Raw genomic sequence first — 18,827 nt, forward strand, 5'->3', positions numbered from 1 at the left:
TTTAAATCGCCTTTGAGCACTCGCTGTTCAACTTTTGACCAACCAAAAAAATCAATATGTATCAATAAGTTGAAAGATTGCTTCAAAAGTATTGCGACGCCCGTCACATTCTCAGCACCCGTGTATTTCAATCCCTTGACGCTGTGCAAAACCGCGCTTCTTTGGCCCGAAAAATGACAGTCAGTGCGCCAGGCCCATGATGCCGGCGGCGGCCAGGGCGAATCCGAACAGCCACGTGTAAATCCAGCCTACAAAGCCATATTTTACGACTGTCATCGGCCAGCCCTGTCGGTAAACCCGTTTCTGCATGACCAGCAAGTAGATCGGGACCCATACGGTCAGGGCTAGCTGGATCGTGCCCAGCACGTAGATGACCCAATGGGCATGCGGCGTAAGCAAGGTCTGGAGCATCCCCGCCAGCGCAAACAGCAATAGGCTGGCGAAGATGAACGCGTGACTATGCAGGGCCACGATCAAGTGCTCCATGTAGAGCCGGTGCCTGAATAGGTAGAACAGCGCCAGCACTAACGCGAAAACAGGAATCAGCACCAGCATGATGCCGGGCAACGCGCCGAAGAGATTGGTGATCAGGCGCTCCTTTGCTTCCTGTCTGGAGGAGAGACTACCGCTGGACAGCGCCTTGATGTTTTCGACGATGTGTATGCGCAGCAATGTCAGCCGCTCATTGGCGAAGTCGGGCAGCCAGCTGATGTGCACGGGCTCCGTCGCCTTGGAGTAACCGTTCTCATGCTCAGGTGTTGGGACCGGGACCGACGCGGTGGACGCTGCGGCAGCCGGCGACTTGCCAAGATCGATCAGGCGTTGCTTCGCCTCGTCGCGATACTTCTGTTCGGTGGCGTCGATTTGCGAGATGAGCGCTGGATTGCCATGTGGCCCCGCATTGTCGGCGCGCGCGGCATCGAGCATCGCCAACTTTTTGGTCAGGTCGTGCTGGACGTCGCTGGTGTCGTCATCATCCGCAAAGGAGCCGCCCTGACCGATCAGTAGTTTCTGTTGCTTTTGTTCGGCGGAATGACTCGTGATCAGATCCGTATCGATATGAATTACGAACAAGGAGAGCAGGCACATCACAAACATCAACCGGAATGGCGCGATGTAGCGCACGCGCCGGCCGGCGAAATATTCCAGCGTGAGAAAACCGGGCTTGAACATCAGCGGCGGCAGGGTGTGAAAGATGCGCCCGTCGATATGCAGGAAGGTCTCGAGAAATTCCTCCAGCAAACCGTGCACCGGCCGCAGCACGCTGTGCACGGATTGACCGCAGTGATGGCAGTACTCGCCCTCCAGCGGTGTCGTGCAGTTGGCGCACTTGACGCCTTCGAATGAGGTCAGTTCCTTCATTGCCCAATCCCCCGCGTTGCAGCGTGCGATCTTGGCACAGCTTGCCTGGAAAGGCTCGGTTACAATTGGTGTCCGAAGAGACGTTTATGCCATGACATTGATCCGTATCGACCGTGCCAGGGCGTCGTGGGAGATTCGCGCCACCGTACACCTTGCCCTCCCTCTTATGCTGGCGCAGGTCGCTGCGGTCGGCAGCAATGTGATTGATGCTGTATTAGCAGGGCATGTCAGTGCGCACGTGCTGGGCGCGGTGGCGGTGGGCGCCAGCGTGTGGTCGCTGGCGATTGTCAGTGGCATCGGCATGATGATGTCGGTGCCACCATCGATATCGCAACTGGATGGCGCCGGACGCCGTCACGAGGCAGGTTCGGTGTTTCGGCAGGCCATCTGGCTGGCCTTGGGCATGGGTGTGCTGCTGTGGTTTGCGGTGCGGCACGCCGAGCCGCTGATCCGGCTCATTGGTGTGTCGCCGGGGCTTTATATCGATGTGGGCGAATTTCTTCGCGCCATCAGTTGGGGTGCGCCCGCGCTGACCTGCTATTTCGCGCTGCGTGGTTTGTCCGAGGGGCTGTCCATGACGCGGCCATCGATGTATTTCAGCTTCGGCGGATTGCTGTTGCTGATACCGCTCGGCTACGTCTTCATGTTCGGCAAGTTGGGCTTGCCACCGCAGGGCGCACGCGGATGCGGTATCGCGACAGCGACGGCGCTGTGGCTGGAGATGCTGGCGTTCGGCATTTACGTGCTTTGCCATCGCAACTATCGCGGGCTTGGCATCTTCGATCATTTCGAATGGCCGAATTTGCGGCGCATCGGCGGGCTGGTCCACATTGGGTTGCCGATGGCGATCACGTTACTGGCCGAAGCAGGATTGTTCGTTGCCGCGGCGTTGCTGATCGGCAGCATGGGCGAAGATGCCGTGGCCAGTCATCAAGTAGCGATCAATGTGGCATCGCTGTTCTTCATGATTCCACTGGGTCTGGCGATGGCCATCACCGTACGCGTTGGCAATGCCGTGGGCCGCGGCGACGCGTCGGGTGTGCGCTATGCAGGGTTCTGCGGTATCGGCCTCACCCTGGCGACGCAGCTGGTTTCGGCGGCGGTGATGCTGGGATTCCCGCGTGCCATTGCCTCGCTTTACACGCATGACCAAACGGTCATCGGGCTGGCGGCGCAGTTGCTGTTGCTGGCCGGTCTGTTCCAGTTCTCCGATGGCATCCAGGTCGCCTCCAACGGCGCGCTGCGTGGTTTGAAGGACACCCGTGTGCCGATGGCTATCACGCTGTTCGCCTACTGGCTGGTTGGGATGCCCGTGGGCTGGTGGCTGGCCTTTCACATCGGGCTGGGACCGCGCGGCATCTGGATGGGGCTGATCGCCGGGCTGAGCATGGCCGCCTTGCTGCTGTTCATCCGCTTTTGGCGCAGTTCGCACCGGCAGCAACCCGGGACGTTTGGCCCTGTTGCGCCGGACGCGGCGGATGCCACGATCCCCTCATGACCTGCGTCGCGTGAAACGGTACGCTGACGCAAACCACGAGGACCTTTTCGATTTATGAGCACACCCCCGCCCTTGCGCCAACAGTCGTCCAATGGATTCTGGGCCTTTCTGCGTGTGTTCGGGCGTGGCCTGAATGTCGTGCGGCTGGTGATCATCAATCTGGTGTTTTTCGGTTTTCTTTTTCTGCTCCTGCTGCTTTGTGTGGGCATTAGCGCAGGAAGTCACGTCAATGAAATTCGCGAAGACAGTGTGCTGGTGCTGCGGCCGCAGGGCAGGTTGGTGGAGCAGTTCAGCGTCAATCCGTTGCAACGCGCGCTGTCCAAGCTTTCCAGGAATCAGCCGACCGAAGTGCAGTTGCGCGACCTGACCGGTGCTATCGATGCGGCCGCGAAGGATTCGCGCATCACACGCATCGTGCTTATTCCCGATGAGTTGCAGAGTGGCGGCTTCGCTGCGCTCAGCGAAGTAGGTGCCGCGCTCGATCGGTTCCGTGCCGCCGGCAAACCGGTGCTGGTGTGGGGCGCGGAGCTGGATCAGTACCAGTATTTCCTCGCGGCGCATGCGGACCGCATCCTGCTCGATCCGCAGGGCGGTTTGATGATCACCGGCCTGTCGAACTATCGGTTGTTCTACAAGGATCTGCTCGACAAGCTCGGCGTGAATGTCTATCTGTTTCGCGTCGGCCAGTACAAGAGTGCGGCAGAGCCTTTCATCCTCAATCACGCCTCGCCGGAGTCCAAGGAAGCGGATAGCTACTGGATGGGCGGTTTGTGGGATGGCTACATCAATCAGATTGCGAAACTACGCAAGCTCGATCCGGCCGTCGTGCGCGCGGACATCGACGGCCTTCCCGATCGCATCATGACGGCGCAGGGCAATCTGGCCAAACTCGCCGTCGACGAGCACCTGGTCGATGGGCTCGCCACGCGCGAAGAGCTGATCAACATGCTGCGTTCGCAAGGTGTGCCGGCGGGCAAGGACGGTCACAGTTTCCGCCAGGTCAGCATGGATCGTTACACCGCGAGCATGTCCAACCGCAACAACGTGCTCGGCTCGGGCGTCACCGTCGTCGTGGCGGAAGGCGAAATCACCTCGGGCGATCAGCCGGCCGGTTCGATCGGCGGTGAATCCACCGCGGCGCTGATCCGCGCTGCACGCGAAGACGATCGCACCAAGGCACTCGTGCTGCGCGTGAACTCGCCGGGTGGCGAGGTCTATGCGGCCGAAGAGATTCGCCGCGAAGTGGAGCAGACGCGCAAGGCAGGCATTCCGGTGGTCGTATCGATGGGCGACGTGGCGGCCAGTGGTGGTTATTGGATTTCGATGAATGCGGACAAGATTTTTGCCGAGCCGGACACGATCACCGGTTCGATCGGCATCTTCGGCATGTACTACACCATTCCCAATACGCTCAGCAAAATCGGCATCACCAGCGATGGTGTCGGCACCGGACCGTTGGCTGGCGCGTTCGATATCAGCCGGCCGCTCGATCCGAAGATCCAGCAGGTCATGCAGTCGATCATCAACAAGGGCTATCGCGATTTCGTCGGCGGCGTTGCGCTGGCGCGCGGCAAGAATTACGACGCGATCGATACCATCGCCCAAGGCCGTGTATGGACCGGCGATCAGGCTGTGCAGCGTGGCCTGGTCGATCAGCTTGGTGGCTTGAATGCCGCTGTTGATGAAGCGGCGGATCTGGCGAAGCTCGGCAAGGACTACTCCGTGCGTTACCAGGAACAACCGACGGGCACGCTGGAGCGTTTCTTCGTGAGCCTGAGCCAGAATGCGATGGTGGACGGTTTGCAGTCGTACGGTCTGCGGCTACCCAGTTGGGTTGCGCAACTGCCCGCGATGGCGCCGGAATTGCAGATGTTGAGCACGGCACACGTAGGGCAGCCGAATGTGTATTCGTACTGCTTCTGCTCGCCGCACTGACGATGTTGCGCGGCGGTTTGCGCCGCGCACGGCACAAGATTAATCCACGGCGGCGTTGTAATAGCCGCCGTGTTGCGTTGTGCGTATCGACATGCCGAATGCTGCGCTGAGCGCCGCATTCGTCAGCACATCCGTTTTGCTGCCTTCCTGCAGCACGCGGCCTTCGCGCAACAGCACCACGTGCTGGATCTCCGGCAGGATCTCCTCGACGTGATGCGTCACCAGCACCAGCGTCGTCCCTTGTTGCGCAAGATGGCGCAGACTTTCTAGAAAGCGCCGGCGACTGGCGGGGTCCAATCCGGCGCACGGCTCATCCAGCAGAAGTGCGCGCGGGCGATGCACCAGCGCGCGTGCAATAAGCACGCGGCGCGCTTCGCCCGTGGACAGACTTGCCATCTCGCGACCGATCAGATGCGACGCTTCCATTTGTTCCAGCGCATCGTGCGCACGTTCGCGCATCGATGCGGTGACCTCGTGATTCACCCACAGCCCGCGCGCGGAGAAAAAGCCGGAAACCACGGCATCGAACACCTCAAGCGGCGTGTCGCTGGTGTAATCCAGTTGAACGGCCGGGGAGACGATGCCGATCAGACTGCGCAGCTCGCTCACGTTCCAGCGGTCGCGGCCAAAAATACGGATGACGGGTATACCATCGCGACGCGCCAGAGGATAAATCTGACGTGCGATAAGTCGTATCAACGTGGATTTGCCGGAACCGTTGGGTCCCAGCACGGCGGTGTGTTGTCCTATGGCGAGGCGCAGGCTTAGCCGATCCAGAATCAGCTGTTCCCCGCGCATCACGCTTGCTTCGGTGATCTCGAGCAACGGGGCGGCGGCCTTGGAGGCGTGTGGCATCGTATCGGAATTCATGCCTCGAACGATGCCCGCAATGGCCTGCGCTTACAAGCGATGGACGTACAGACGTCCAAACGATTTGCGTAGGCGAGTGCCTTATTGCGACTGCTGCTGAATCTGCTGCTGTTCGTTGTCTTGTGCCTGATTCGCCTGTTTCGCGACGTCCTTGGCGCGCTGCTCATCCTGCTTCATGGCGGCCCATGGCGCATTGCTTGCCTGTGCGGTCGTGGCGGCCGGGGCCGGCGTCGATTGCGTCGGCGGCGGCTTGTCGCTGCATGCGGCAAGGGTCAGGGTGCACAACAGTGCGGGAGCAATCGTCATCTTCATGGCATCGGCCTCGATCGGCGAGGTGTTGAGTGTCCCGCGACGTGGCGCCGAGGACAAGTCGATCGTGTAAGCTTCGCGCATGAACAGCCGCATCGACGCCTGGCAGTTGCAGGGCCACACCGCTTTGATCACCGGCGCCAGCAAGGGCATCGGTTATGCGGTCGCGCGCGAGCTGGCCGGAATGGGTGCAAGCCTGCTGTTGGTCGCGCGCGATGAAGATTACCTCGAGCAGGTTCGTATCGAGCTGACGGACGATTTTCCCGATGTCGACGTTCTGGCTTTTGCCGCTGACATCAGCGAGGCGGAGGATCGTCTGGCGGTGTTCGACTGGATCGCAGACATGGACGCACCGGTGTCGATTCTGATCAACAACGCGGGCGGCAACACGCCCAGGGCGACGCTCGACTACGAAGAGGACGAATACCGCACCATCTTCGAGCAAAACCTGTTTTCGGCGTTTGAAATGTGCCGCCTCGCACATCCGCATCTTTCCGAACATGCCAATGCGGCCATCGTCAATGTGGGATCGGTGTCCGGCATCACGCATGTGCGCACCGGTTCGCCGTATGGCATGTCCAAGGCGGCGCTGCACCAGCTCACGCGCAATCTGGCAGCGGAATGGGCCATCGACGGTATTCGCGTCAATGCAGTAGCCCCCTGGTACATCCGTACGCAGCGCTCCGAGCCTGCACTGGCGGATGCCGACTATCTGGATGAAGTGCTCGATCACACGCCGCTGCGCCGCATTGGCGAGCCGGAAGAGGTGGCCGCGGCGATTGCATTTCTCTGCTTGCCCGCCGCCAGTTACATCACGGGACAAGTGCTGGCCGTCGACGGCGGGTTTTTGCATTACGGATTTTGATTCGCGCGGCGCGCAAACTTTTCCACAGTATTTGGGGAAAGGTTGGTAGCAACCCTGTGGACAACTTCGTGCGATGCCCGTGTGACAATGAGTTACATAAGATTGCGCAGAATTTACTCAGCAGTGGCTGAGTTCGGCAAGCAGTTCGCTCTCGCGTTGTTGCAACGCCGGTTGATCGCTCTTGAAAGCGCGCGACAGTTTCTTTTCGTTGTCGTCATATTGACTGCGTAATTCGGAACATGTGTCCTGAGGGGACATCGGCTGACATTGGTCCTGCACCTGCGTGTAGTGACTGGCGACCATGGTGGCGTTCGCCTTGACATGCGGTGATGTCTGACCGAGTGGCGTCGGGATGATGCCGGTCATGGCGAGTGGTGCGTAATACGGGGCAGGGTTGCCGTTGTTGCTCAGGTATGTCTTGCCATCGGTTGCGCGCGTGCAGCTGTACATCAATGACGGCGGTGTCTTCAGTACAGGTGGTCGCGGCGCTGGCGTTGCGGTGATCTGTTGCGTGTCGTCTTCCTTATCTTGTGCAGGCGGCGATCCGGGCTCGTTGCCGTCCAGCTGCAGTGTCTGCTGCTTCTGATCGTGCTTGCAGGGCGCGCCCTGATAACTCACCTGTCCTTGCGCCGAGGTGCATTTGTAGGCGGTGATGGTGTTGTCTTGCGCATGCGCAAACATCGCCAGGCTGCCAATGAGCAACCCGCAAAGAAACAGCATGCCAACGCCGAAGCGGTTCATGCGGGGATTCTAATTGTGAAAGGTCTGGTCGTGAAAAGCGGCCGCTGGCGGCCGGTCAGAACTCGACGTCGTGTTCCTCGGCGGCAAAGCCGATACACGCGGCACCTTCGCCCACGTTGACCATGCCGGTGATGCTCATCGGCGCTTGCATCAGGGTGACGTTGCATTCCTGACAGGCCTGCTCCAGCTTGCTGAAGCCGGGAAGCTTGGGCAGCTCGGCCAGATCGCCGCCGTAGGCCGCGCACACGACAGGTACAAGCAAGCCCGCACGGACGCGATCGGCGGCATAGCCAAACAGCGTTTCGCAGCCATGTTCCCAGCCGCGCACCTTGCCGACCGGACTGGTTTCGCCGCGGTAGCCGCGCAACAGCGGTTTGATGTCGAGGGTGGAACCCAGCACCGCACTGAACAGGCCGACGCTGCGATCGCCTTTTTTCTTGGCGCGAGCGCGTAGGTAATAGAGGTCGCGCGGCAGCATGTAGCCGTAGGAATTTTCCGCGATATAGGCCAGGCGTTCGCGGATGGCGGCAGGCGTCTCATTGGCCTTCATCAGACGTGCCGCCTCGACCACACAGGGAGCCGTGCCAGCGAACAGGCTGCGCGTATCCATCACACGCATCAGAAATGGGCCGGTTATGCCGGCCGGTTCGCGCACCTGCCGATAGTTTTTCAACACTCCGAAGCTGGCCTTCACCACGTGGTCGTAGATCGGGCTGCGCGTGGCGGTGATGGTGAGGCAGAACACGCAGTCCTTTTCCAGGACGAGCTTTTCCAGAAACAGCTTCTGCACGTCTTCCACCGAGCATGGCTCGGTTTCGGCGGAGTGGCTACGGCTGCCCAGTTTGAGCCGGAGAAAGCGGTCGATTTCGGCGGGATTGCGATCGTCCTTGAAGACCGAATCGTTCACGCGCACGGCGATGGGCATGACGGAGATGTCGTGCTCAAGCAGAAAGTCCTGCGGCAGGTCGCAGGATGCATCAATGGCCAGACCCATTCGCATGTAGCTCATCCTTCCACTTTCGTTCGCGCGAGCAACATAACATGCGTCTAGGACATGTGATTGCGGCACTGCGCCAACGTTCAGCGCAGCGTGCGGTATGTCTGCGTGTCGAACGCATCCACTTGCACGACCTCATCACGCGCGGCTTGTGCCTCGGCCAGGGCCTCGTATTCCTCCTTGGTAATGACACCCGCAGCGAGGCCAAGTTCGTCGAGCTGGTCCTTATGTGCCCGTTCCAGCCGGCCGTCGCGTACGGCATCGCGTAGTTTGGTTTCGACGGGAATGGCGCGCACGGCTTTTTCCAACGCGGCTTCCAGCTGACCGAGCCCGGGTTCGTCTGGACCTGGCACGTAGATGTCCGGGGTCAGATTGATGCGAGCTTCGCGGTCCTCAAGGATCGCACGCGCGGCGCGTTGCCCGAGCAGGTCCGATGGCGGACGTCGGTGCGCACCCAGCGGGAACACGAGGCACCGAGCCAGGATCGCCAATGGGCCGGGTAGATTGTCCAGTACGCCGCGCAGCGCTTCCTGCGTGCGGAAGAGGGCCGTTGTCACGCTCCAGCGCACGAGGTCGTAGTTGGAGGCGAACTTGGTTTCATCGTGATATCGCTTGAGTGCGGCGGCGGCAAGGTATTGCCACGCCAGGGCGTCGGCCAGACGGCCGGAAATCTTTTCGCGTCGCTTCAACGAACCGCCAAGCGTGGCCATGCACATGTCCGATACGAAAGCGAAAGCGGACGCATAGCGTGTGAGGTGTTGGTAGTAGCGCTTCAATTCCGTATCGATGGGAACGCGTGCGAGGCGGCTTCCCGTGAGCGCAAGCAGCAGCGCGCGCACGCCACGCGTAAAAACGAAATTGATGTAGCCGAAGGTCGCGACATCGAACTTGGTCAGGTTCTTGTCGGCAATCGCGTCGATGAGCTTGGGTACCCAGGGATGGCAACGTATCGCGCCCTGTCCGTAGATGATCATCGAACGCGTCAGGATGTTCGCACCTTCGACGGTGATGCCGATCGGCACTGACATCCACATGCGTGACAACGCATTGCGCGGGCCGCGTTGAATGGCAGCGCCTGCACGGATATCCATGGCGTCGCTCACCACCTCGCGCATGGCATCGGTGAGGTAAGCCTTGGCGATGGAACCCAATACAGCGGGTTTTTCACCGGCATCCAGAGCGCCGCAGGTGAGCGTGCGTGTCGCGGTCATCAAATACGTAAGGCCGGCGATGCGAGCGAGCGGTTCTTCGATGCCTTCGAAACGGCCAATCGGTGTATCGAACTGCTCGCGCACCGTCGCATAGGCGCCGCAGATGCGCGTGGACATTTGCGCGGCACCCACCGCGAGGGCCGGTAGCGAAATCGAACGGCCCGCCGCCAACGAGTCCATCAGCATGTGCCAGCCGTTTCCGATTTGATCGACGCCACCGATGATTGCATCCAGCGGTACAAACACATCTTTGCCGACAATGGGGCCGTTGTTGAAGGGCACGCCCATCGGATCGTGGTGACGACCAATATCGACGCCCGGCAAATCATGCGGAATCAGTGCGCATGTAATACCGCGATCAACCGTCTCGCCGAGTAAATGATCGGGATCTTTCAACTGGAAGGCCAGACCGATCAGTGTCGCGACGGGTGCGAGCGTGATGTAACGCTTGTTCCAATTCAGTCGCAGCCCAAGTACTTGTTCGCCGTTCCATGTGCCATGTTCGACGATGCCTTCCGATTGCGTGGCGGCTGCATCCGAGCCAGCCTCCGGACCCGTGAGTGCGAAGCATGGAATTTCCTGGCCTGTGGCGAGGCGTTCGAGATAACGCTTTTTCTGTTCGTCAGTGCCGTAATGCACCAGCAATTCGCCAGGGCCCAGCGAGTTGGGCACCATCACCGTCACCGCTGCTGCAATGGAACGGCTCGCGATGCGTGTCACAACACGCGAATGGCCGATCTCGGAAAAGCCAAGACCACCGAACTCTTCGGGTATCACCATGCCGAAGAAGCGTTCGCGCTTGAGGAAATCCCAGACTTCTGGTGACAGGTCACGGTCTTGCTGCACCTGCCAGTCATCGAGCATCGCGCATAGCCGTTGCACTGGGCCATCCATAAAAGCCTGCTCTTTGTCGCTGAGCGGCTTGCATCGGAAATCGGCGAGATATTTCCAGTCAGGCGCGCCCGTAAAAATTTGCGCGTCCCACCAAACGGTGCCGGCCTCCAGCGCAATGCGCTCGGTGTTACCGAGCTTGGGCATCACGCGGCTGAGCATCGGAAGTAACGAACGTGCAAATAGTGCGCAGCGCAATGGCGGAAAACCGGTCACTGCGGCTAGAAGTATCGATGCCAGCAAAAGCGGCGTGAACAGCATGGGCGTATCGATGCCGCCCAGGTACCAGGTCAGGAACAGCACGGCGAGTGCGCCCACCCATGCCAGCCAGCCGCGGCCGATATAGGCAAAACCGAACAGCACGATCCATGCAACGATCCAGCCGCAGGCAAGCATGCCGCTCTCCTTCATCGGGGTGCCGATGGTGAAGTGTGCCACTTCAAGGAAATGCGAATATGGCGGCGACTAAGCTTTAAGATAGAAAGACCCGATCTGGCATCGTGCCGGCGTGGCGTCGCCGGCGACGCGCAGCAAAGGCTTCGCTGCGCCTGACGAAAGAGATGGCATGAAGACCAAACACGAGATCGTCTCCAATTGGCTGCCGCGTTATACCGGCGTGTCGCTTGACCATTTCGGTCCCCATATCCTGCTTACCAACTTCGGCCATTACGTGGATCTGTTTGCCCAATGGCATGGCGTGGAAGTGCATGGCCGCGACCGCCCGATGCCCAGCGCCACCGCCGACGGCATCACTTTGATCAACTTCGGCATGGGCAGTCCCAATGCTGCCACGGTCATGGATTTGCTCAGCGCAATCGAACCGAGCGCGGCGCTGTTCCTAGGTAAATGTGGCGGCGTAAAAAAGAAGAATCAGCTCGGCGACCTGATCCTGCCGATTGCCGCCATTCGTGGCGAAGGTACCAGCAACGACTACCTGCCGCCGGAAGTGCCCGCGTTGCCAGCGTTCCAGTTGCAACGCGGTATCTCCACCATGATTCGCGACATGGGCCGCGACTACTGGACCGGCACGGTCTACACGACCAATCGTCGCGTGTGGGAACACGACGAGACGTTCAAGGAATACTTGCGCCGTACGCGTTGCATGGCCGTCGATATGGAAACCGCAACAATTTTCGCCGCCGGTTTCGCCAATAGAATTCCTTGCGGTGCGCTGCTATTGGTCTCCGATCAGCCGATGATTCCGGAAGGTGTGAAGACCGAACTGAGCGACCGGTCCGTTACCTCGCAATATGTTGATGCACATATCCGCATCGGTATCGAAGCGCTGAAACTGGTGCGTCGCAATGGTCGCAGCGTGAAACATCTGCGGTTCGAAGACGAGCCCAACGAATAGCACGGTGAGCGGTGAATGCGCGACATGGCATGCGCGGCCTGGAACGAGTGCTGTACGTTCCAATGTTGCTTCCTCCAGGGCTTTCAAAGAGCGTCCCTCGGCTTGCCGGAAAACGACGAAGGCGCGGCGGTCACCTCTTCATTAGGAGCCAGCCGCCCAGGGTGGGGCTAACTGTCTTTTAACTGTCAACCATTGACTTTCTATAGTTCGGCCCCGTAACGTCGACCCACAGGTTGTTAGTTAGTCGCTAAATTCTGGGAAAGACTATCCGGCGACCTGTTGGGGAAGGGACGGGTAGACAAGGCGATACGCAGGCTCGGTTATGGTTTTTCCGGGTCCAGGAGGGATCTGCGTGCCTAGTTCTGCCCGACTAAAACTTATTTCTGCTGGGGGCTCACAATTCATGAATGTTAAAAAACACGTGCCTGCATCCAAGGCGATGCAGACGCGCCATACAGCATTGGCGTTAGCTATCGCATTGGGGTTCGGCTACGCGGGGCACGCACACGCGCAGGCCACGACAGGCACGGTTACGGGTACCGCGCCGGTCGCGACAGGCGAAGTCGTCCGGCTGGTAAACGTTGGCACTGGCCTTTCGCGCGACGTGCCAGTGGATTCCAGTGGCCGTTACTACGCTGCGAGCTTGCCGACGGGCACCTACACGGTATCGCTGGTCAATAATGGCCAAGTGGTTGCCTCGCAGGAAAACGTGCATGTGACCGTGGCCGGCGCCGTTACCGTGCCGTTTGCCTCGACCAAGGAAACCAAGAATCTGGGCACCGTGACGGTGACCGCCGATTCGGTGCCGCAGATCGATGTGACCTCGACCCGCCAAAGCGCGGTCATGACCGCGCAGCAGTTGAAAGATCTGCCGATTGCTCACAATGCCGAATCCATTGCCATTCTGGCGCCGGGCGTCACTTTCGGCGGCTCCAGCCTTGGTACGGGACCGAACGGTGCGCCGCTGGTCTCCATCGGCGGCAACAGCGTCGTCGAAAACGCCTACTTCCTCAACGGCTTCAATACCACCGATCCGATCGGTGGCGCGGGTGGTATCACGCTGCCGTATTTCGCTATTGCCGAGCAGCAGACCATCACATCCGGTTATGGCCCCGAGTACGGCCGTTCGACCGGTGGTGTGATCAGCCAGGTCGGTCAGCGCGGTAGCAATCAATGGCATGCCGGTGTGTACGTGGATTACCGCCCGACTTGGGCGGAAAGCAGCTATGACAATATCCATTACTCCAATCCGCTCACGCCAGTAGGCCTTACCACGCCATCAGGCCCTTACCTTGCCAATCAAGGCTCGACCGGCTATCCGGCCGGTTATGGCCAAATTGAAAACGGCCAGCGGCAGAACAGCGATTGGGAAACCGTGTATGACGCCTATATCAGCGGCCCGCTGATCAAGGACAAGTTGTTCTTCTACTTGACCGCCGAATGGCAGCACGACAGCAATCAGGCCGGTGTCGCTCAGAACGGTATCAATACCCCTGCGGGCTGGGAATCGACCTCCACGTCCTCTCCGAAGATCTACGGCAAGCTGGACTGGAACATCAACGACAGCAACATTCTTGAGTTGACTGGCGTCAAGAGCGATAGCGATCTAAACGGCAACAACTACTACAACTACAACTACTCCAACCAGAGTGTTGCTAGTTATTACGGTCCGGGTTTGTTGACCAAGAACGACTTCAACCTCGGCATCCTGAAGTACACCTCCTACATCACCGACGACCTCACGCTCGAAGTGCTGTACGGGCAAATGAATGGCAGCTATTTCGAGACCTTGCCGGGTGGCGATAGTCCGCAGGTGTTCGCTTCAGGCGTGCCCACGACCACGCCGGGCTATGCCAATTTGGCTACGGCTCCGAACATATTCCAGTCTCAGCTGGGCAATCCGGATCACAAGACGAAGGTCTCCAACCTGCGCGTCGACCTTGATTGGAAAGTTACCGACACGCACGATGTGAAGTTCGGTATCGACAACATGCAGACCCGTGACGATGCGGACGGGTTCAATTCTGTCGGTGGGTCTTCCTATCAGTACTTCACTGGTCTGCCTATTTACGCCAGTACCGCGCCGTATGTGAACACTCCTGTTGTCGGGAACTATGTTCAGCAGAATTTTGTGAGTTCCGATATCAACCTGGGCGTCCGTCAGAAGGCGCAGTATGTCGAAGACCGTTGGCAGGTAACACCGAATTTGTTGCTTGACCTCGGCTTGCGCAACGACCAGTTCACCAATATCGCACCCGGCGGCGTGCAATACGTTCGGGAAACCTCGCCGCAGTGGGCGCCGCGTTTGGGCTTCAGTTGGGATATTTTCGGCGACAGCACGGCGAAGTTGTTCGGTAACGCGGGTCGTTATTACCTGGCGTTGCCGACGGGCCTGGCTGCACGCAACACAGCCTATGGCACCTTCAATGGCGAAATAACCTATACCTACACCTCGATCGGTCCGAAGGGCATACCTGAAGGTCTGACGCCGGTTCCGGTGGTTCTGGCCCCAGGCGTGACCACGCCAGGTTATTACTCTCCGGATGGTGAGAATGGCCTGATCGGGAATGGTAAGGATTACGCTTCGACCAACCTCAAGCCCGAATACCAGGATGAATATGTTCTGGGCTTCCAGAAGATGCTTGGCGATACGGGCTTGGTGTTCGGCACGACGGCAACCTATCAGAAGGTCGGCAATTTCGTCGATGACACCGATCTTGTCGATGATTACGGCTGCCCTGCTGGCCTAGTCAATCCAGGCAAGACTAACTACATCCCCTGCTCCGGAGCACCGGGTGGCATAGTCACGTGGAATCCAAACACTGGGGAAGGGGTCTTAACAAATTACACCAGCACGTACCCGCAGCCGTCGCGTAAGTACTACGGCCTAGAGAACTATCTGGAACACACCTGGGACGGCAAGTGGTACGCCAAGATCGACTACCTGTTCTCCAAGTCGTACGGCTCGAGCGAAGGCCCAACCGACACGGCGATCGGCCAGATCTCGAACCAGACGCAGATTGCGAAACAGAAGGGCGGTCTTTCCGGTTCGACCACCGCGCAGTGGGACTACCCCGACCTGATGGAATACGCCAACGGTGAGCTGCCCAACAGTCGTCGTCACACCCTCAAGGCTTTCGGCGCGTATTCCCTTACGCCGGAATGGACGATCAGCGGCACCTACATCATCCAGTCTGGTGCGCCGAATGTATGCTTGAGCGGTTACGGTCCGACAATTGATCCGGATCTTTATGGTGGTCCTTACCAGCATTTCTGCGGCGGCGTACCGGGCGGCAATTCGGCCACCGGTGTGGGTTATGGCGGTCAACCGTCTCCTCCGGGGGACAGTGGTCACACGCCGTGGATCCATCAGATCAATCTGGCGCTGACTTACGTGCCTGAATGGGGCGGCAAGCATCTTACGTTCCAGGCCCAGGTCCACAACCTGCTCAACGAGCAGAACGCGACGCAGTACGTTTCGTACTACATGATCACCACCGTCAATGGTGCGGGTCAGTGGAACCCAGCGTACAAAACCCCGCTCGCGTTGGAAGCGCCTCGCTACGTGGACTTCAGCGTGAAGTTCGACTGGTAATTCCCGTTGGTCATTCACCGGTGCCCGAAAGGGTGCCGGTAACGGGAGCAACGAAGAAGGCCGCCGATTATCTGGCGGCCTTTTTCGTTTCAGTGGTTGAGGCGTTGGATGAGCGGTTTCAGGAAATCCCGATATCGCGGACTGCGCGCTGTATCGCCTCGTATGGGCTGGCGTACTTGCGCTGCACTCGCTGTGCTGTGCACATCGCGTTGAGTCTGGTGTGGCGAGAGGCACGCAGCATCGAAGGGCAATTGGCAGAAGGCAAGCAACTGCCGGATCTGTGCTTCTGGTTCTTGCACCAGTGTCTCGTAGGCAAGGTTGAAGACCTGGCCCGGGTAGTGTTCCTGCCAATAGTCGCTGAGGTGTTGGTAGTCGTTGTAATAGCTGGCCAGATCTTCCAGGTCGTAGCTGAAGTGGATGCCTTCGCTGAATAACTGGCGGTAGCAGGCAAAACAGGTCTCGATCGGATCGCGATGACAGTTAATGATTTTGGCGCCGGGCAACATGGCGCGAATGGCACCGACCCATTGCCAGTTCTGCAATCCTTTGTCGGTGAAATATGGGCGTTTGGTGCGCCAGCGGGCAGTGCGCGCAAGATAGTTCTTGCCCAGCCGCGCCCAATCTTCAGTCGTGGCGTCGGCGACCCAATGCGGAAAGTCTTTGCCGCGTCGTTTCGATTCGTCGTCCAGAACGTTTGATAGATCTTGGATCTCGTTTGCACCCTCCACGAGCGGGTGCGAAGCAAGAATGTGTTCAACCAGTGTCGATCCGGAGCGAGGCAGGCTGGCGATGAAAATCACCTCGTGTCCGAGGGTCGGATCGAGCGGAGCTGGCAACGGATGGCGAAAGGCTTCGGTGATGGCATCGACATCGGCATGCTCCGCAGCCGCATCCCATTGGACCAGTCGGCGTTTGAGTGCATTGGCCTCGTGCAGTGCCTGAAAGGCGCCAGCATAGTCATGCTGGTCTTCCAGGGCTTTGTACAAGCTAAAGCCGAGTGATACGCGTTCGTCGTGGGGAAGCTGCTGGTTTTGCAGGATGTGACGGATCTGCTTTGCATCCGCCAGAGTGAGCGGCTCGGTTTTCAGATTGGCCAATCCATGCCATGCCTGCGCGTGATCGGGCTGCAAGGCCAGCACCTTGCGGTATTCGGCCACTGCATCGGAGATATTGCCGCGTATCGTGAAAATGTCGGCAAGCGTGTTACGCGCAGCAATATGCCGTTCGTCCAGACTGAGGGTGCGCCGCAAAGCATCCGCGGCCTCATCCAGCTGCCAGTGCAATTTCAGTGCTTTACCAAGATTGAACCAGTTTGATGCCTGCATAGGGGCCAGTTCCGTGGCGCGGCGCAGACAGACGAATGCTTCTTCGGTTGCACCCGAATCGTAAAGGGCGCCCCCTAGAGTTGTGAGGATGGTGGGGTCATCAGGGCGCTGCTTTGCGGCTTTGCGCAAGTACTCGGCGGCGGTGATGTTGTCGCCACGCATCTGACAGGCGATGCCATATAGGAACTGCGCGTTGGCAAAGCCGGGCGCCTCTGCCAGCACGCGTCTCAACGGCTGTTCTGCCAAATCCGCCCGCCCCTGGGATAACGCCTTACCGGCTTCGCTCAGCCACTGTTGTGCTGCGGGGGAGAGGGGGGAGGGCGACATGGGCACCTGGTGCGGATGGTTTCAGAATCGGTGCCAAGTCTTGCATGTTCTTCAGGATAAAGAGCGGCCAAATCACCGCAGACGTTCCGCTTCATGAAGCGGGCGATTACCATGGATGGCGTCATGCAACCTCATGAAGGGTTACGGCCTTGATTTACTGCTTCCCCGCTATTCTCAACTCCGGTGAGCTGGCAGCCATCCAGCCCAAGCTGCAGGGCGCTTCTTTTATCGATGGGGCCGACTCCGCAGGCTGGTCCGCGCGTGAGGTGAAGCGGAATCTGCAAGTGACAGCGGGTACGCCCGAATATGAGCAGATTGCACGCATCGTGCGTGAAGCCTTTATGCGCAGCGGTGAATTGCAGACGGCATTGCTGCCGGCGTCGGCGACGTCGGTATTGTTCAATCGCTATCAACAAGGCATGGAATATGGTCCTCACGTAGATTCCCCGATCATGGGGAATATGAGCAATGCCATACGTAGCGACATTGCCATCACCATTTTTCTCTCCGACCCGCGAAGCTACGACGGTGGCGAGTTGACCGTGCTCATGAATGGCATCAGTAGTCAGTTCAAGCTTGAGGCGGGCGCCGCGATTGCCTATCCAGCCAACACATTGCACCACGTCACACCGGTTACCCGTGGCGTGCGCGATGCGGCGATCATCTGGGTGCAAAGCCAGATTCGCGATCCTGCGCAGCGTGAAATATTGTGGGATATGGAAAACGCCAAGCGTTTGACTTTCAGTCGTGAAGGCAAGAGCCCTTCGTTCGACCTGATCAGCAAATCGCGCGCGAACCTGGTCCGCATGTGGGCGGAAACCTGACGGCAGCTCACGCGCAAAAGCGCGTTGCTTTTTGCTGCCGCCGTTGCATGCATTGAAGACAGGCAAAAAAAGACCCCCAAGCAGGGGGTCTTTTTCTTGAAGCCGTGTGCTTTCAGTAGCGCGGAATGCTTGAGTCGATTTCCGCAGCCCAAGCGTCGATGCCGCCATCGACGCTATACACTTGCGTAAAGCCATGCGCAGCGAAGCGTTCGGCTACGCCGCGGCTGGAAATGCCGTGATGGCACATGAAGGCGATCGGCGTGTCTTTCGGCAGCGCGGCGAGTGCGTCATAGCCTTCTTCTTCGAGAACGCGTGCCTGCGCAAGCGGCGCGGCGATCTGGCGGCCTTGCGCTGGACGCGTATCGACTAACGTGATGTTCTTGGCGGCGAGGCGTTGCTGCAGTTCTTGCACGCTCATCGAGCGGATCTCGTTGGCGTTGGGAAACTTCAGGCTCAGGCCTTCGCCCTGCATGGTGGACACCCAATCGATCACGATGCCTTTCGCACGCTGCGCACTGGCAGGATCGAAATGCACTTCGATGCCATTGGCGTTGACGACGATATCGTGCTCGTTACCCGGCGCGAGCTGGAAGCCGGCGCTGTGGTCCGGGCCGATTTCCAGATGCAGCGCGAGACCTTGTGCATTCTCGGTGCCCTGACGAATCGCTTCGGCGGCCTTATCGGTAATCGTGATTTCCGGCGGCGTACGATCCGGCGCTGCGG

General features: G+C 59.2%; 14 protein-coding genes. 6 read left to right on the plus strand and 8 right to left on the minus strand.

The features are described from left to right. Positions 1 to 180: 180 nt before the first annotated feature. The gene (locus tag VK725_RS16660) at positions 181 to 1,362 is read right to left on the minus strand and encodes a DUF3667 domain-containing protein (protein WP_325319182.1); all 1,182 of its coding nucleotides are present in this window, start codon (positions 1,360 to 1,362) and stop codon (positions 181 to 183) included. A 91-nt stretch (positions 1,363 to 1,453) separates the two neighbouring features. On the opposite strand from VK725_RS16660, the gene VK725_RS16665 reads away from it, so the two are divergent. Together VK725_RS16665 and sppA are read left to right on the plus strand one after the other, a co-directional pair. Next, on the plus strand, positions 1,454 to 2,860 hold the full coding sequence (locus VK725_RS16665) for an MATE family efflux transporter (protein WP_325319183.1): 1,407 nt from the start codon (positions 1,454 to 1,456) through the stop codon (positions 2,858 to 2,860). Between the two features lie 54 nt (positions 2,861 to 2,914). Next, a complete protein-coding gene (gene sppA, locus VK725_RS16670) occupies positions 2,915 to 4,795 on the plus strand; it encodes a signal peptide peptidase SppA (protein ID WP_325319184.1) in 1,881 nt (626 codons plus the stop codon). Between the two features lie 39 nt (positions 4,796 to 4,834). Here the strand turns inward: sppA and VK725_RS16675 are convergent, their stop codons facing one another. Both VK725_RS16675 and VK725_RS16680 read right to left on the minus strand, forming a co-directional pair. After that, the gene (locus VK725_RS16675) at positions 4,835 to 5,665 is read right to left on the minus strand and encodes an ABC transporter ATP-binding protein (protein WP_325319185.1); all 831 of its coding nucleotides are present in this window, start codon (positions 5,663 to 5,665) and stop codon (positions 4,835 to 4,837) included. Between the two features lie 81 nt (positions 5,666 to 5,746). Further along, positions 5,747 to 6,058 carry a hypothetical protein gene (locus tag VK725_RS16680; RefSeq protein WP_325319186.1) on the minus strand — a complete coding sequence of 104 codons (312 nt, stop codon included), beginning with the start codon at positions 6,056 to 6,058 and terminating at the stop codon, positions 5,747 to 5,749. Here VK725_RS16680 and VK725_RS16685 point away from each other — a divergent pair. Further along, entirely contained in the window at positions 6,057 to 6,839 is a 783-nt protein-coding gene (locus VK725_RS16685) for an SDR family oxidoreductase (RefSeq protein ID WP_325319187.1), read from the plus strand. The genes VK725_RS16680 and VK725_RS16685 overlap by 2 nt on opposite strands. Positions 6,840 to 6,956: 117 nt before the next feature. On the opposite strand, the gene VK725_RS16690 is transcribed toward VK725_RS16685, so the two are convergent. From VK725_RS16690 to VK725_RS16700, 3 genes are all read right to left on the minus strand, one after another. Next, entirely contained in the window at positions 6,957 to 7,580 is a 624-nt protein-coding gene (locus tag VK725_RS16690) for a DUF4124 domain-containing protein (protein WP_325319188.1), read from the minus strand. Between the two features lie 55 nt (positions 7,581 to 7,635). Then, positions 7,636 to 8,580 carry a DegV family protein gene (locus tag VK725_RS16695; protein WP_325319195.1) on the minus strand — a complete coding sequence of 315 codons (945 nt, stop codon included), beginning with the start codon at positions 8,578 to 8,580 and terminating at the stop codon, positions 7,636 to 7,638. Between the two features lie 80 nt (positions 8,581 to 8,660). Then, positions 8,661 to 11,075: an acyl-CoA dehydrogenase gene (locus VK725_RS16700; protein ID WP_325319189.1), complete on the minus strand. Its 2,415-nt coding sequence runs from the start codon at positions 11,073 to 11,075 to the stop codon at positions 8,661 to 8,663. Positions 11,076 to 11,244: 169 nt separating this feature from the next. On the opposite strand from VK725_RS16700, the gene VK725_RS16705 reads away from it, so the two are divergent. Together VK725_RS16705 and VK725_RS16710 are read left to right on the plus strand one after the other, a co-directional pair. Then, a complete protein-coding gene (locus VK725_RS16705) occupies positions 11,245 to 12,033 on the plus strand; it encodes an AMP nucleosidase (protein ID WP_325319190.1) in 789 nt (262 codons plus the stop codon). Positions 12,034 to 12,436: 403 nt separating this feature from the next. Further along, positions 12,437 to 15,628, plus strand: coding sequence for a TonB-dependent receptor (locus tag VK725_RS16710; RefSeq protein WP_325319191.1), 3,192 nt, complete (start codon positions 12,437 to 12,439; stop codon positions 15,626 to 15,628). 89 nt (positions 15,629 to 15,717) lie between these two features. Here the strand turns inward: VK725_RS16710 and VK725_RS16715 are convergent, their stop codons facing one another. Continuing rightward, positions 15,718 to 17,280: a sulfotransferase gene (locus VK725_RS16715; protein ID WP_325319192.1), complete on the minus strand. Its 1,563-nt coding sequence runs from the start codon at positions 17,278 to 17,280 to the stop codon at positions 15,718 to 15,720. Positions 17,281 to 17,429: 149 nt separating this feature from the next. Here VK725_RS16715 and VK725_RS16720 point away from each other — a divergent pair, with 149 nt between their 5' ends. Beyond that, positions 17,430 to 18,104: a Fe2+-dependent dioxygenase gene (locus VK725_RS16720; RefSeq protein ID WP_325319193.1), complete on the plus strand. Its 675-nt coding sequence runs from the start codon at positions 17,430 to 17,432 to the stop codon at positions 18,102 to 18,104. A gap of 112 nt (positions 18,105 to 18,216) precedes the next feature. On the opposite strand, the gene VK725_RS16725 is transcribed toward VK725_RS16720, so the two are convergent. Next, on the minus strand, positions 18,217 to 18,827 hold a 611-nt coding region (locus VK725_RS16725), incomplete at its 5' end, for a rhodanese-like domain-containing protein (RefSeq protein WP_325319194.1).

The sequence above is a fragment of the Dyella sp. genome (assembly GCF_035486915.1).
Lineage (GTDB): Bacteria > Pseudomonadota > Gammaproteobacteria > Xanthomonadales > Rhodanobacteraceae > Dyella_B.

Coding starts and splice junctions, on each gene's coding strand:
- VK725_RS16685 (WP_325319187.1), top strand. CDS start 6,057: ATGAACAGCCGCATCGACGCCTGGCAGTTGCAGGGCCACACCGCTTTG.
- VK725_RS16695 (WP_325319195.1), bottom strand. CDS start 8,580: ATGCGAATGGGTCTGGCCATTGATGCATCCTGCGACCTGCCGCAGGAC.
- VK725_RS16705 (WP_325319190.1), top strand. CDS start 11,245: ATGAAGACCAAACACGAGATCGTCTCCAATTGGCTGCCGCGTTATACC.
- VK725_RS16690 (WP_325319188.1), bottom strand. CDS start 7,580: ATGAACCGCTTCGGCGTTGGCATGCTGTTTCTTTGCGGGTTGCTCATT.
- VK725_RS16700 (WP_325319189.1), bottom strand. CDS start 11,075: ATGCTTGCCTGCGGCTGGATCGTTGCATGGATCGTGCTGTTCGGTTTT.
- VK725_RS16680 (WP_325319186.1), bottom strand. CDS start 6,058: ATGCGCGAAGCTTACACGATCGACTTGTCCTCGGCGCCACGTCGCGGG.
- VK725_RS16715 (WP_325319192.1), bottom strand. CDS start 17,280: ATGTCGCCCTCCCCCCTCTCCCCCGCAGCACAACAGTGGCTGAGCGAA.
- VK725_RS16660 (WP_325319182.1), bottom strand. CDS start 1,362: ATGAAGGAACTGACCTCATTCGAAGGCGTCAAGTGCGCCAACTGCACG.
- VK725_RS16710 (WP_325319191.1), top strand. CDS start 12,437: ATGAATGTTAAAAAACACGTGCCTGCATCCAAGGCGATGCAGACGCGC.
- VK725_RS16675 (WP_325319185.1), bottom strand. CDS start 5,665: ATGAATTCCGATACGATGCCACACGCCTCCAAGGCCGCCGCCCCGTTG.
- sppA (WP_325319184.1), top strand. CDS start 2,915: ATGAGCACACCCCCGCCCTTGCGCCAACAGTCGTCCAATGGATTCTGG.
- VK725_RS16665 (WP_325319183.1), top strand. CDS start 1,454: ATGACATTGATCCGTATCGACCGTGCCAGGGCGTCGTGGGAGATTCGC.